Genomic DNA, 12879 nt, shown 5'->3' with positions numbered 1-12879 from the left:
ATGGAACATAACACGTAAGACTAATAAATTTATTTTTCATAACTCATAACTCATAACTCATAACTAACCTTTTAGTCTTAAGTCTTATAGCGCAGCCGACTTACGTCTATTCTCTAAAGTAGTGCGCCTATTATCCGTAACGGTTCCCCCTTCGGGGGGCAGGGGGGCTGGACTGTACCGGGGATCCTGAATTATCGCAAGCCGTTCCATTTTTATAACTTCAATGGTTATGCAGTCAAATTCATCGATTACTTTGCCGATGATGCTGTAAATTCCTTTTCCGCGAAAGCGATATTGATTGGCGACCGGCGGAAAATGGACCGTATCCACAAAATAACCTTCGCGGTCCACAAAATTTCCGAAGTACATATACTCGCCTCTTGAGGTTCGGGTTTGTTTGGTGGTTACCAAATAGGCTTCAATAGTGACCGTTTTTCCCGTAAACTGCGGAAGTTGGGTTGCCCGCAATTTATTTTCGGAAGCATTTGCAAGCAATTCAAAAGGGCTGCACAACGGGAAACCCAACAGTTCCATTTCATCAAAAGCGTCTTCCAGCGCGGTGTGCGGTAGGGAAGGGGTTTTGTAATCAATTTTTTTTGGCTTGAAAAGCGTGTACACATTTTCCTCAAAACTCACCTTGTTTATTTTCATATAGGCTTCCCAAAGCAGTTCGCGCTTGTTTCTTCCCGTAAACCGGAACGCATTTATTTTTATGAGAATTGTTACCTGTTCCATCCCGATGGAAACGCGTTCCAAAAAATCGTCCAAACTTTCAAAGACTCCGTTTTTAGTGCGTTCGGAAATTATTTTCTCAGTAATTTTTGTTTCGAATGATTGCAAAAATCCGAAGCCAATGTAAATATCCTTCCCATAAATAACCGTTTCGCCAAAACTGCGGTTTATGCAGGGCTGCAAAATGTTTCCGCCGTGCATCCGCGCCTCGTGCACGTAGAGTTCTACACTGTAAAAACCGCCGCCATTGTTGAGCGTGGCCACCATATATTCCAACGGAAAATAGGCTTTCAAAAAAAGACTTTGGTAACTTTCCACCGCATAGGAAGCAGAGTGTCCCTTCGCAAAAGCGTAGCCGGCAAAGCTCTCTATCTGTCGCCAAACATCTGCCGTAAAGGCTTCGTTTTTGCCGGAAGTTTTACAATTGTTGAAAAACCGGTCCTTTACTTTTTGGAATTCTTCCCGCGAGCGGAATTTCCCGCTCATGCCCCGCCGCAGCATATCGGCTTCACTTAAATCCAATCCGCCAAAATGGTGCGCCACTTTTATCACATCTTCCTGATACACCATCACGCCATAGGTTTCGGGCATAATATCCAGCAAAACGGGGTGTGCTTCCTTTCTTTTTTCGGGAAAACGGTGGCGCATAACATACTCGCGCATCATTCCGCTTTTGGCAACGCCGGGCCGGATTACCGAACTTGCCGCCACCAAACCGAGATAATCGTCCACATGCAATTTTTTCATCAGCATCCGCATGGCGGGCGATTCAACGTAAAAACAACCGATTGCCTGGGCACTGCGCAAAAGGGTTTTTATTTTTTCGTCTTTTTTAAAGCGTTTGATGTCGTGAATGTCCAACGGTTTTTTTTCGGGGTGGTTGTATTTCACAATTTCCACCGCATCCTTTATTTTGCCAAGCCCACGCTGACTTAAAATATCGAATTTATAAAGACCGATATCCTCTGCGATTACCATATCAAACTGTGTGGTGGCGTACCCTTTGGGCGGTATAAAAGTGGAAACATAATAATGGATTGGTTTTTCGGAAATTAAAATCCCGCCGGCATGAATGCCCAAATAATTCGGGAAACCTTGAATATACTTACTGTAAACAATTACCAATTGCGAAAGTTTGTCCAGTTTTTTGAAATCGCAATCTTGGCTGGAAAGTTTGTCAATTTCCTCTTTTGGCAAACCAAAAACCTTTCCCAATTCCCGAACGGATGCCCTAAATTTGAAGGTGTTATAAACGGCAATCAGCGCAGTGTTTTTGAATTTTTCGAAAATAAAATCCGTAATATCGTCTCGATCCTGCCACGAAAAATCAATATCGAAATCGGGCGGATTTTTTCGGTATAGATTTATAAACCGTTCAAAATAAAGATCGAGTTCCACGGGGTCAACATCGGTAATCCGAAGCAAATACGCAACAATACTGTTTGCACCACTGCCGCGGCCCACGTAGAAATAGCCTTTGCTACGGGCGTATTTCAATATTTTCCAATTGATTAGAAAATAGGACACAAACCCTTTTTCGCGAATGATGCCCAATTCCTTTTCAATGCGCGCCATTACCCGTGCGCCGGGACGTTTGTAGCGATAGGGAATTCCCGCATACGCCAATTTTTTCAGCAGACGAAAATCCAATTCTTCATTTGCGGTGTACGATTTTTGGTTGCAGGTTTTCTCTTTTGAAAAATCGAACTGAATGTTGCATCGCTTCAAAAGATTTTCAGTATTCTCAATGAGTTGCGGAAATTCCTCAAAAGATTTTTTCAGTTTTTCTTCGGAAATAAAAATGTCATTTTCACTCGCCTGTTCCGAAATTGGCAATTTGCTGAGCAGCGTATTGTTGTCAATCGCGCGGAGCAATCGATGGGTGTTGAAGCCTTTTTTATTCTGAAAGGTAACCGTATGCAATACCACCAATTTCTCCGGTCTATTTTTCCACGGCGAGAATTTCAAACGATTTATATCCTCCAATTTTACACCGATAAATTCGTTTTCCGAAAGCGTTTCGCCTTCAAAGAAAGCAAAGGGATAAATAACGAAAGTGTGAGGAAGCTGCTTTGCTTTGGAAGGAATTTTAAGGTTTTCCGAACCTTCGCGGTCGTGCAGAAATTTGGACAAATATTCATTTATATTTTTAAAACCTTCATTGTTTTCTGCCAGCATTACAAATTGCTGTTTTGCCCCAATTCTGAAATCCACGCCCAAGATTGGTTTCACATTATATTCGGAAGAAAGACGCACAAATTCCAAAGAGGCGGAGGTGGAATTTACATCCGTAAGTGCCATAGCAATCGCACCCTTTTGTTGCCCAAGTTCAAGCAAATCGCTGATTTTTAGAGTTCCGTAGCGGAGGCTATAATAAGTATGGCAATTCAAAAACATGGTGTTGGATTTATTCCAAAATTATGGAAATATTCCAAAATCAAAAAAGAAATTCCAAAAAAATAAATCCCAAATTCCAAATATTTATTTTTGGAATTTGGAGGTGATCTTAGCCTATGACCACCAAAACTTTAATTAAAATTCTGACATCATGGCAGTAGTTTTCCGCTGGCACAATCATTGACTTAAACACCCCGTAAAAAGATTGCACAACAATAAACTATAAACAACAAATAATATAATTATGAGTAAAATAATTGGAATCGACTTAGGTACAACCAACTCCTGCGTTGCCGTAATGGAAGGTAGCGAGCCGGTAGTTATTCCTAACGCCGAAGGAAAAAGAACAACTCCTTCCGTAATTGCATTTGTGGAAGGTGGCGAAATTAAAGTAGGTGACCCTGCAAAACGTCAGGCAGTTACAAACCCTACAAAAACCATTAGCTCCATAAAAAGATTTATGGGGAACAAATATTCAGAATCTAAAAACGAAGCGGAACACGCAGCTTACAAAGTAGTAAAAGGTGACAACGACACCGCCCGTGTGGATATTGACGGCCGTCTTTATACCCCACAGGAACTGAGCGCGATGATTCTTCAGAAAATGAAGAAAACCGCTGAAGATTATTTGGGCCAGGACGTTACCCGAGCGGTAATTACCGTTCCTGCATATTTTAACGATAGCCAACGTCACGCAACCAAGGAAGCGGGAGAAATTGCTGGACTTAAAGTTGAAAGAATTATCAACGAGCCAACTGCTGCGGCACTTGCATACGGTCTTGACAAAAAAGGAACCGACCAAAAAGTTGTGGTTTTTGACTTTGGTGGCGGTACGCACGATGTTAGTATCCTTGAATTGGGTGATGGCGTTTTTGAAGTACTTGCAACCGATGGAGATACTCACTTAGGGGGTGATGATGTGGACCAAAAAATAATCAATTGGTTGGCAGATGACTTTAAGGCCGAAGAAGATTTTGATCTTCGTAAAGATCCAATGGCATTGCAGCGTTTAAAGGAAGCCGCTGAAAAAGCTAAAATTGAGCTTTCCTCTGCAGCCCAAACCGAAATCAATTTACCTTATATTACTGCAACTGCAAGCGGACCAAAACACTTGGTAAAAACCTTGACGCGTGCGAAGTTTGAGCAATTGATTGACGACTTGGTAAAAAGAACAATGAAACCTTGCGAAACCGCGATGAAAGCTGCTGGTTTGAGCAAAAGCGATATTGATGAAGTAATTCTTGTAGGTGGTTCTACCCGTATTCCGGCAGTTCAGGAAGCGGTGGAAAAATTCTTCGGAAAAAAACCACACAAAGGTGTAAACCCAGATGAAGTAGTTGCCGTGGGTGCCGCAATCCAAGGTGGTGTTTTGACGGGTGATGTAAAAGACGTACTTCTTTTGGATGTAACTCCACTTTCCCTTGGTATTGAAACAATGGGCGGTGTAATGACTAAATTGATTGAGGCCAATACTACCATCCCAACCAAGAAAAGCCAGGTTTTCTCTACGGCTGCCGATAATCAGCCGAGTGTGGAAATCCACGTATTGCAAGGGGAGCGGCCAATGGCGAACGACAATAAAACAATTGGTCGTTTCCACTTAGATGGAATTCCACCAGCGCAGCGAGGAACGCCACAAATTGAAGTAACGTTTGATATTGATGCCAACGGTATCATTAAAGTTAGCGCTACCGATAAGGCTACCAACAAAACGCAGGACATCCGTATTGAGGCTTCTTCCGGACTTACAGAAGAGGAAATCAAAAAGATGAAAGCAGATGCGGAAACGAATGCTGAAAGCGACAAAGCCGCAAAAGAAAAAGTGGACAAATTGAACGAGGCTGATGCAATGATTTTCCAAACTGAAAAGCAACTGAAAGAGTTTGGCGACAAATTATCTGATGATAAAAAGAAGCCAATTGAAGATGCTTTGGAAGAATTGAAAAAAGCGTACGAAACCAAAGAGGTAAGCAACATTCAGCCTGCTTTGGATAAAATAAACGAAGCTTGGAAAACTGCTTCCGAAGAAATGTACAAAGCCCAGGCAGACCAGCAAGGCGCCCCAACCGGTGATGCAGGAGCAGAGCAGGGAAACACCGGAGGTGGCGCTGAAAACAGCGACGTTGAAGATGTAGATTTTGAAGAAGTGAAATAAAAGTCCCTAATCCCCGAAGGGAAAATTGGGAAATGCTTAAAATTGTAAAACCGCAACCTGGGAGGGTCGCGGTTTTTTTTATTTCAACTTTAGAGTTTTAATTGCTATGAGAGTTATAAAAAATGGAATTAATATTCTCAATGTTGGAATTATGTAATTTACTAAATATAATAAGCCAACGAAATCTATTTATAGAACTGTAAATAATTTATATGAGTCGACCCATATTTTTACGGAAAACCTTCAAGAAATCGGAATGAGGAGGAAGTTTTATGGTTACTATTCAAATGGCAACCCTAAAAACAATTTGATTATCTTCCCTTAAAATAATATTTAATGGATTCTATCTCTACCATCATTCTCGCTGGGTCGCTTATCATTATTATGTTAGGGATGGGGCTAACCCTACAGGCAGCAGATTTTAAAAGAATATTCCGCTATCCAAAAGCTATTTTTATTGGGTTGGTAAATCAATTACTGCTGTTGCCGCTAATTGGTTTTTGCATTACATTACTCTTCCCAATGCAACCCGAAATAGCAATAGGAGTTATGATTTTGGCCGCTTGCCCAGGTGGACCCACTTCAAATTTAATTTCGCATCTGGCAAAAGCAGATTTGGCCCTTTCGGTAACGCTTACGGCCTTTAGCAGCTTAATAACCATTTTGACGATTCCATTTATTGTGAATTTTGCCTTGGAATATTTTTTGGGGGTGGGGCAAATGGTGGAACTCGATATACTTTCAACAATAGTACAAATTTTTGTGATAGTGGTTATACCAATAATTATTGGGATATTAATAAGAAAGTATTGCCCAAATTTTGCGGATAGGATGGAAAAACCTGTGCGTATTGCTTCCGGTGCGGTGCTGGCATTAATTATTGTGGGCTTAATCATTAAAGAGCGAGCAAATTTTTTTTCCTATTTTGAGCAGGCAGGAATGGCTGCATTGCAGTTGAATATTGTAACTATGTTTTTAGGATATTTTTCAGCAAAACTTTTCGGATTGGGAATAAAGGCAGCCCGCTCCATAGCTATCGAATCGGGGATACAAAATGGCACCTTGGCAATTACCATTGCGGTAGTGTTGCTTCAAAACGCATCCTTTGCAATTGTGCCGGCAGTATATAGTTTGTTAATGTTTGTAACAGGCGGCATTCTGATTTATTGGGTAAATAGAAAAATTAATTTACTCTTTTAAGAATTGCACTAATGGACTAATAAACGCCTGAAACGATTCAATATGCGGTAAATGCCCGACGTCAGGAATTTCCACTAATTGTGAATTTGGAATTTTAGCTTTGGTCTCTTTTCCCAAGATATCATAACGTCCCATCGTTTTTTGGACGTCTTTGGAAACATATTGTTTTCCCAGAGCTGTGCGGTCCCGAGTACCGATAATAAGTAGGGTGGGAGCGGTAATGTTTTCAAACTCATAAACCACGGGTTGTGTGAAAATCATATCATAAGTTAACGCCGCATTCCACGCAATTAGGGGATATTCCTTATTAATTGTCCACCCGGCAAGCAATTGAACCCAAGGCTCATATTCGGATTTCCATTTGCCGTCGTAATAATTTTCTTTCTGATATGCTTTCAGCTTTACGTAATTTTTTTTCAATTCGCCCTTATACCAATCTTCCACGCTTTGGTACGGAACTTTCAATTTCCAATCCTCTAGTCCAATAGGGTTTTCGAGAATTAATTTTTCCGTTGTTTGCGGATACATTAATGCAAATCTTGTGGCGAGCATTCCGCCCATAGAGTGGCCGAGCACCGCTATTTTTTTAATTCCTAAACTATCCAAAAGTGTTCTGGTATTTTCTGCCAATTGTTGAAAAGTGTACTGAAAATGTTCGGGTTTACTCGATTTTCCAAAACCGATTTGGTCCGGTACAATCACCCGGAAACCTCCTTTGGTAAGTTGATTAATGGTAGTTTGCCAATAGGCTCCGTTGAAGTTTTTTCCGTGAAGGAGCAGTACATTCTTTCCATTGTAATTTTCTGGCATCACATCCATATATGCCATTTGAAGTTGCTGTTGCTGATTTTCAACTTTTAAAAATTCCACCTTGAAAGGATAGGTATAGTTTTCAAGATTTATAGCAAGTTCTCTAACATTTTCATTTTGAGAAAAAAGAACATTTGTAAAGAGGAATATAATTATGGAGACAATTTTTTTCAAAATCATTTACTTGTTTAATTGCCTATAAAAGTAATCCTAACAAGTGGCAATGAATATTAAGGTTTTAATAAAAAAGAGCGACTCTAAAGAGCCGCTCCATTTAAAAGCTTGTTTTTTAACCAAATATTAAGCTTTAAGGTCCTTGTTAGTGGGTGGGGGCCACTTTGTGCAAAGACCTGGGGGCAATCTACTAATTATTTCTAATTTATCAAGCCACTTTAACGATAAAAAATGATTTTCAACGTAATTGGACAGTCAAGATTTAAACATAAAACTTGTTCCAAAGCGTGAATATTAATCATCGCTTTCGTCTCTTTCTATTGCAATAATGTGTGGGTTTCCGGAACCTAAATCCATCTTAGCTCCTGAATTTGCCAAAAGCACCAAGGAAAAATCATTGGGATTAATAAAGTTATTTTCAGCAACCATCAGTTCCTTTAAGTTTGGACACTTCGCCAGGTGTGTTGGCAATTCGCCAGATAAATTGTTATCAAAAACATTGAAAACCTCAATTTTTTTAAGATTTCCTAAACTTTCGGGAACGCTGCCATATAATTTGTTGCTGCTTAAATGTAACTGTTTCAAATTGGAAAGTTTTCCTAACTCAGCAGGTATGATGCCTTGGATGTCGGTGGCGTTTAAGGCTAAAATCTCAAGATTTTCCAAATTTCCCAAAGCGGGGGGAATGCTGCCGGACAGCTGGTTAAAGGAGAGTTCAAGTTTCTTTAAATTTTTTAGTTGGCCCAAGGAGCCTGGTAGGGTTCCGGTTAAATTGTTGAACAACATGTTTATTCCCGTTACGGTATTGTTTTCAACAGTAATTCCGTGCCATTGGGTTACTGGCTCTTGCAAATTCCATGTTTTGGTCCAGTTATTTCCATTGGTCGCCGAATAGAAATCCAGAAGAATCTCTTTTTCTTGACTGCTCACTTGCGCCAAAGCTGCGGACGCAAAAAAAAGACCTATGCAGGTTAGTACAGCATTTTTCATAGTTTGGGGCTATTTGGTTGTTAATGCGCAGTAAATGAAATCTAAAAGAATTTAAATCCCAAAACTATTCGATGAAATACATTCTAAAAAATATTATTGTTTTGAAATATCGAGTAAGAAATCTCGGTTCATCTCGTGAATGCCTTCAAAAACTTCAATTCTCAATCTATCTTGAAATAGTTTTTCACCCTTTATTTTCTCTTCGGTTTCAATTGCTTCGGTAATATATTGGTCTTTGTTCCCATAAATGTAGATTACTTCAGTGGTGGGATTCAAAAATTGAAAATCGTTTGGCTGAAGCTCATTGGGAATTCCTCCCGAATGCAAGATTAATTTTTCGCATTGAATTTTTCGGGAAACCACCCAACGGCTTGCAATGGAAACTCCCTGCGAATACCCCAAAACAATTAAATTGGGCTTAACGTTTGTAATTTCCTTTTCAAAAACCGCATCTACGTAATTCAAAATGTTTTTGGTGTCCAATAAAGTATTTTCACGAGTCAGCCAAGAGGCGCCCACATGTTTAAAATTGTTTCCCTGATAATATTTAGATGGGGCTTGTGGGGCAACCACAAAATTTTCATCCGCATTCAGGTCCCGAAAATACTTAATGAAATATTTGCTCAAATAACCCATTCCGTGAAAAACGATCCAAATGTTTTTGGTTTTTTCAGTTAATGTATTGAGTGTGGAATAGGTATTGGTTGCAGTGTAAAGAGCTTCCTTTTCTTGGGCCATTTTGTTAAATTCAATTTTGTATTTTTACAAATGTAAACCAATACAATGAAGTACACCAACGAACAAATATTGGCCGTCTGCAACAAAATGTGTCAAAATACCTTAATGGAAACCTTGGGCATTGAATTTACCGATGTGGGCGCAAATTACATAGTGGCACGAATGCCGGTAACACCTAGGGTGCATCAGCCGGATGGGGTATTGCATGGCGGAGCATCTGTTGCTTTGGCCGAAAGTGTTGGCAGTGCAGGCGCTTTTGTTTTTTTAAATTCCACCGAAGTAGTGGTGCGCGGAATTGAGATTGCTGCCAACCACATTAAAAGTGTTCGAGATGGTTTTGTGTATGCCCGTGCAAGTATCATTCACAAAGGAATGACCACGCAACTTTGGCAAATAAAAATCACAAATGAGGATGGCGCGCTGGTTTCTCTTGTGAAACTAACAACCCTCACTTTACCTAAAAAGAATTAATGGATTATAAATTTTTGATCGAAAAAATTGCGCAACAATATGAAGATGGGTTGCCTTTTGTGATTTTTTCATTGCCGAACAATAATGAGGTTTCAGCGCTACTTCAAAAAAACACTGCGGTCCATACAATAGATAATTTCAATAGCAACGGCTTTATTTTCGCTCCATTCGATTCTCGGGAAAGTTCCATATTTATTCCCGAAAAGGAATCTGAAATTTTGCAATGTGAACTCATCACGAAATCTTTAACCATAAATCCTGGAGAGCTTTCCGAGGAAATAGGGGTACAAAGCCAGTATATGAAATTAATTTCAAAAACTGTTGATACCATTAAAAGAGGTAATGCAATCAAAATTGTAATCTCCCGAAAGAAGGATTTTAAGTTGCAAAAATTTTCTATTAAAACGCTTGTCGAACAGCTATTTTCAATTTATCCTACCGCCTTTCGCTATTTGTGGTACCATCCGCACACTGGGTTCTGGTGCGGTGCAACGCCGGAAACGTTGGTTGAAATTAATAACCATTCCTTCAAAACAATGGCATTGGCGGGAACTCAACCCCTTTCGGATCGGCAACCTGTACTTTGGGGCCCAAAGGAATTGGATGAGCAACAAATGGTAACGGATGCCATATTGGATAATTTGCAAAAAGTAACCTCAGTTCTAAAAATTTCCAAACCTTTTACTCATCAAGCGGGGTCATTATTGCATTTGCGAACGGACATTTCCGGAGCGCTAAAAAATGGCAAGGCCACATTGACTACCATTGCCTCGGCGCTACACCCGACGCCCGCGGTTTGCGGTACCCCAAAGAAAATCGCAAAAAATTATATCCTTGAAAATGAAGGGTATGACCGCAGTTATTATACCGGATTTCTGGGCCACGTAACGGAGGGTGGAAACACCGCTTCATTAATGGTAAACCTTCGGTGCATGAAAATTGAAAACAACTGCGCTTCTATTTTTGTGGGTGGGGGCATTACGGCAGACTCAAAAGCAGCCGACGAATGGGTCGAGACCCAAAACAAAATGCAAACCATGCTACAAGTATTGCAGCCAATGCTGTAAAATTTTATATGTCTTCGTACCTTTGCAGGGCATGAAATTCTCCGATAAAATTCTTTCCCAGACGCTCGTTCAACTCTGTTTGAACAAAGCAATTGACCATATAGTCATTTCTCCCGGCTCGCGAAACGCGCCCCTTACAATAGGTTTCGTTGAACATTCAGATTATAAATGTTTCAGCATTGTTGATGAGCGCTGCGCGGCATTTTTCGCATTGGGAATTGCGCAACAGCTCCAAAAACCTGTGGCGGTGGTTTGTACATCTGGTTCAGCCTTGCTCAACTATTATCCCGCTGTGGCCGAGGCATTTTACAGTGATATCCCTCTGATAATTATCTCTGCAGATAGGCCGTCGGAATTTATTGACATTGGCGATGGGCAAACCATCCGGCAAGAAAAGGTTTTTGACAAGCATATTCTCTACAGTGCAAATTGCGTGGAAGGGGAGGAATTCCAGATTAAAAATGAAACCGAAATAAATATTGCCCTTAATACGGCAATCGAATTGAAGGGCCCCGTTCATATAAATATTCCTTTTTCAGAACCATTATATCGTACTGTTGAAAACCAATTAATTTGGCCCCAAAATGTAATACCTCGTGCGGAAGCTGAGTATTTTGATGAGGATATTTCCAATTTCGCAAAAAAATGGAATTCGAGCAGAAAAAAAATGATCATCGTGGGAGTATTGGCGCCCAATAGTGTGGAACGGCATTTTATTGAACAATTGGCAAAGGACAAAAGTGTTCTGGTTTTGACCGAGACCACATCAAATTTGCACCATGTAAATTTCATATCAGCTATAGATCAGCTTATCGCACCCTTAACCGATGAAGGTTTTGCAAAACTGAAGCCCGATCTTTTGCTCACTTTCGGTGGAATGGTGGTTTCAAAAAAAGTAAAGGCGTTTTTAAGAAATCATCCACCCTTGGAACATTGGCATGTGGATTCGAAGAAGGCATATGACACTTTTTTTAATTTGAAAATGCATTTCAAAACTTCCATCAATAATTTTTTGGCAGAATTTCTGCCGCAAACGATTTTCGGTGAGAGCGATTATCAACCGTATTGGCTTTCAATAAGGGATTATAGGATACAGCGGCATGAAATCTTCGAAAAGGAAATGCCATTTTCAGATTTCATGGTTTTTTGTGAAATATTCCACAGCCTTCCCCAAAATGTGCAATTGCAATTGAGCAACAGTGCCACCATTCGTTATGCACAACTTTTTCAATTACCGCCTTCTGCCGAAGTATTCTGCAACCGGGGCACAAGTGGTATTGACGGAAGCACGAGTACCGCTATTGGCGCGGCTTACGCCTCAAAATTACCAACTATTTTCATTACCGGTGACCTAAGTTATTTCTATGACAGCAATGCACTTTGGAATAATTACATACCGAAAAATTTCAAAATAATTGTAGTAAATAATGGGGGTGGCGGCATTTTCCGAATTCTTCCCGGCGAAAAGGATTCGCAGCTTTTCGACACTTATTTTGAGACGAAACACAATCTAAGTGCAAAACAACTTTCGAAAATGTATGGTTTTGAATATGCTGCAATTGGCACTTCGGAAAAATTAAAGGAAGGAATTCGAAATTTCTTCTATAAAAATGAAGGGCCCGCCTTATTGGAAATTTTCACGCCATCGACTTTAAACGATAAAGTGCTTTTGGATTATTTCGAATTTATACAATAAGAAAACCTTTTCCCCAAACTGCAGCTTCCAATAAATTGTCAAATACCTTAAACGGTTTTTTGCAAAACTTGGATTCCATAATGGCATTGGATTTGGCAATTTCGTTATAGTAAACCACTGCAACCGATTTTAAACTAGAAATATTGTGAAGGTATTTATAATCCATAGGCTTTATGGAATAGGAATTAACACGGTTTGAAACGAAAGACCAATTTTTTTCGCCGAGATAGTTTATTCCTTCCTCCAGAACAGAAAATGCTGTTTTATAAGAAACAATAACACCCTCATGGGCTTCAAACACCACAAGATCATTGAAAAAATAAACCAAACCAATCTGTGTTTCCCAAACTTTATCAAGCTGAAAATCGGATGGGAGATTATGTGGTGAAATTAGTTCCATTTAATTGTGAATTTAATTTTTAAGTTTCAATTCCATCTACGTGTTTCAC

10 protein-coding genes are annotated in these 12879 nt (G+C 39.9%); 5 read left to right on the top strand and 5 right to left on the bottom strand.

Features of this window, described 5'->3' with window-relative positions; all coding sequences use genetic code 11:
* Positions 1-84 precede the first annotated feature (84 nt).
* A complete protein-coding gene (locus QRD02_RS06630) occupies positions 85-3129 on the bottom strand; it encodes a DNA polymerase III subunit alpha (RefSeq protein ID WP_290254146.1) in 3045 nt (1014 codons plus the stop codon).
* A gap of 244 nt (positions 3130-3373) precedes the next feature.
* On the opposite strand from QRD02_RS06630, the gene dnaK reads away from it, so the two are divergent.
* Complete coding sequence (dnaK, locus tag QRD02_RS06625; RefSeq protein ID WP_290254145.1) at positions 3374-5284, top strand: molecular chaperone DnaK; 1911 nt, start codon at positions 3374-3376, stop codon at positions 5282-5284.
* A gap of 336 nt (positions 5285-5620) precedes the next feature.
* A complete protein-coding gene (locus QRD02_RS06620) occupies positions 5621-6484 on the top strand; it encodes a bile acid:sodium symporter family protein (RefSeq protein WP_290254144.1) in 864 nt (287 codons plus the stop codon).
* Here QRD02_RS06620 and QRD02_RS06615 read toward each other — a convergent pair.
* From QRD02_RS06615 to QRD02_RS06605, 3 genes are all read right to left on the bottom strand, one after another.
* Complete coding sequence (locus tag QRD02_RS06615; RefSeq protein ID WP_290254143.1) at positions 6473-7474, bottom strand: alpha/beta fold hydrolase; 1002 nt, start codon at positions 7472-7474, stop codon at positions 6473-6475. The two genes, QRD02_RS06620 and QRD02_RS06615, sit on opposite strands and share 12 nt — an antisense overlap.
* Before the next feature lie 288 nt (positions 7475-7762).
* The gene (locus QRD02_RS06610) at positions 7763-8458 is read right to left on the bottom strand and encodes a leucine-rich repeat domain-containing protein (RefSeq protein WP_290254142.1); all 696 of its coding nucleotides are present in this window, start codon (positions 8456-8458) and stop codon (positions 7763-7765) included.
* A 93-nt stretch (positions 8459-8551) separates the two neighbouring features.
* Positions 8552-9196, bottom strand: a complete 645-nt coding sequence (locus tag QRD02_RS06605; protein WP_290254141.1) for an alpha/beta hydrolase — start codon at positions 9194-9196, stop codon at positions 8552-8554.
* A 45-nt stretch (positions 9197-9241) separates the two neighbouring features.
* On the opposite strand from QRD02_RS06605, the gene QRD02_RS06600 reads away from it, so the two are divergent.
* The 3 genes from QRD02_RS06600 to menD are packed head-to-tail and all read left to right on the top strand — an operon-like array spanning position 9242 to position 12430.
* Entirely contained in the window at positions 9242-9667 is a 426-nt protein-coding gene (locus QRD02_RS06600; protein WP_290254140.1) for a PaaI family thioesterase, read from the top strand.
* Complete coding sequence (locus QRD02_RS06595) at positions 9667-10734, top strand: isochorismate synthase (protein ID WP_290254139.1); 1068 nt, start codon at positions 9667-9669, stop codon at positions 10732-10734. The genes QRD02_RS06600 and QRD02_RS06595 overlap by 1 nt, the downstream gene beginning before the upstream one ends.
* A 31-nt stretch (positions 10735-10765) precedes the next feature.
* The gene (menD, locus tag QRD02_RS06590; RefSeq protein WP_290254138.1) at positions 10766-12430 is read left to right on the top strand and encodes a 2-succinyl-5-enolpyruvyl-6-hydroxy-3-cyclohexene-1-carboxylic-acid synthase; all 1665 of its coding nucleotides are present in this window, start codon (positions 10766-10768) and stop codon (positions 12428-12430) included.
* Here menD and QRD02_RS06585 read toward each other — a convergent pair.
* Positions 12420-12830, bottom strand: coding sequence for a hypothetical protein (locus QRD02_RS06585; RefSeq protein WP_290254137.1), 411 nt, complete (start codon positions 12828-12830; stop codon positions 12420-12422). The two genes, menD and QRD02_RS06585, sit on opposite strands and share 11 nt — an antisense overlap.
* Positions 12831-12879 lie beyond the last annotated feature (49 nt).

It is taken from the genome of Aequorivita aurantiaca (genome assembly GCF_030410135.1).
GTDB lineage: Bacteria > Bacteroidota > Bacteroidia > Flavobacteriales > Flavobacteriaceae > Aequorivita > Aequorivita aurantiaca.
This window is presented reverse-complemented; position numbering and strand designations above follow the sequence as displayed.

Bases quoted from the DNA above. Each gene is read 5' to 3' on its own strand.
- QRD02_RS06630 (WP_290254146.1), bottom strand. From the start codon at position 3,129: ATGTTTTTGAATTGCCATACTTATTATAGCCTCCGCTACGGAACTCTA.
- dnaK (WP_290254145.1), top strand. From the start codon at position 3,374: ATGAGTAAAATAATTGGAATCGACTTAGGTACAACCAACTCCTGCGTT.
- QRD02_RS06620 (WP_290254144.1), top strand. From the start codon at position 5,621: ATGGATTCTATCTCTACCATCATTCTCGCTGGGTCGCTTATCATTATT.
- QRD02_RS06615 (WP_290254143.1), bottom strand. From the start codon at position 7,474: ATGATTTTGAAAAAAATTGTCTCCATAATTATATTCCTCTTTACAAAT.
- QRD02_RS06610 (WP_290254142.1), bottom strand. From the start codon at position 8,458: ATGAAAAATGCTGTACTAACCTGCATAGGTCTTTTTTTTGCGTCCGCA.
- QRD02_RS06605 (WP_290254141.1), bottom strand. From the start codon at position 9,196: ATGGCCCAAGAAAAGGAAGCTCTTTACACTGCAACCAATACCTATTCC.
- QRD02_RS06600 (WP_290254140.1), top strand. From the start codon at position 9,242: ATGAAGTACACCAACGAACAAATATTGGCCGTCTGCAACAAAATGTGT.
- QRD02_RS06595 (WP_290254139.1), top strand. From the start codon at position 9,667: ATGGATTATAAATTTTTGATCGAAAAAATTGCGCAACAATATGAAGAT.
- menD (WP_290254138.1), top strand. From the start codon at position 10,766: ATGAAATTCTCCGATAAAATTCTTTCCCAGACGCTCGTTCAACTCTGT.
- QRD02_RS06585 (WP_290254137.1), bottom strand. From the start codon at position 12,830: ATGGAACTAATTTCACCACATAATCTCCCATCCGATTTTCAGCTTGAT.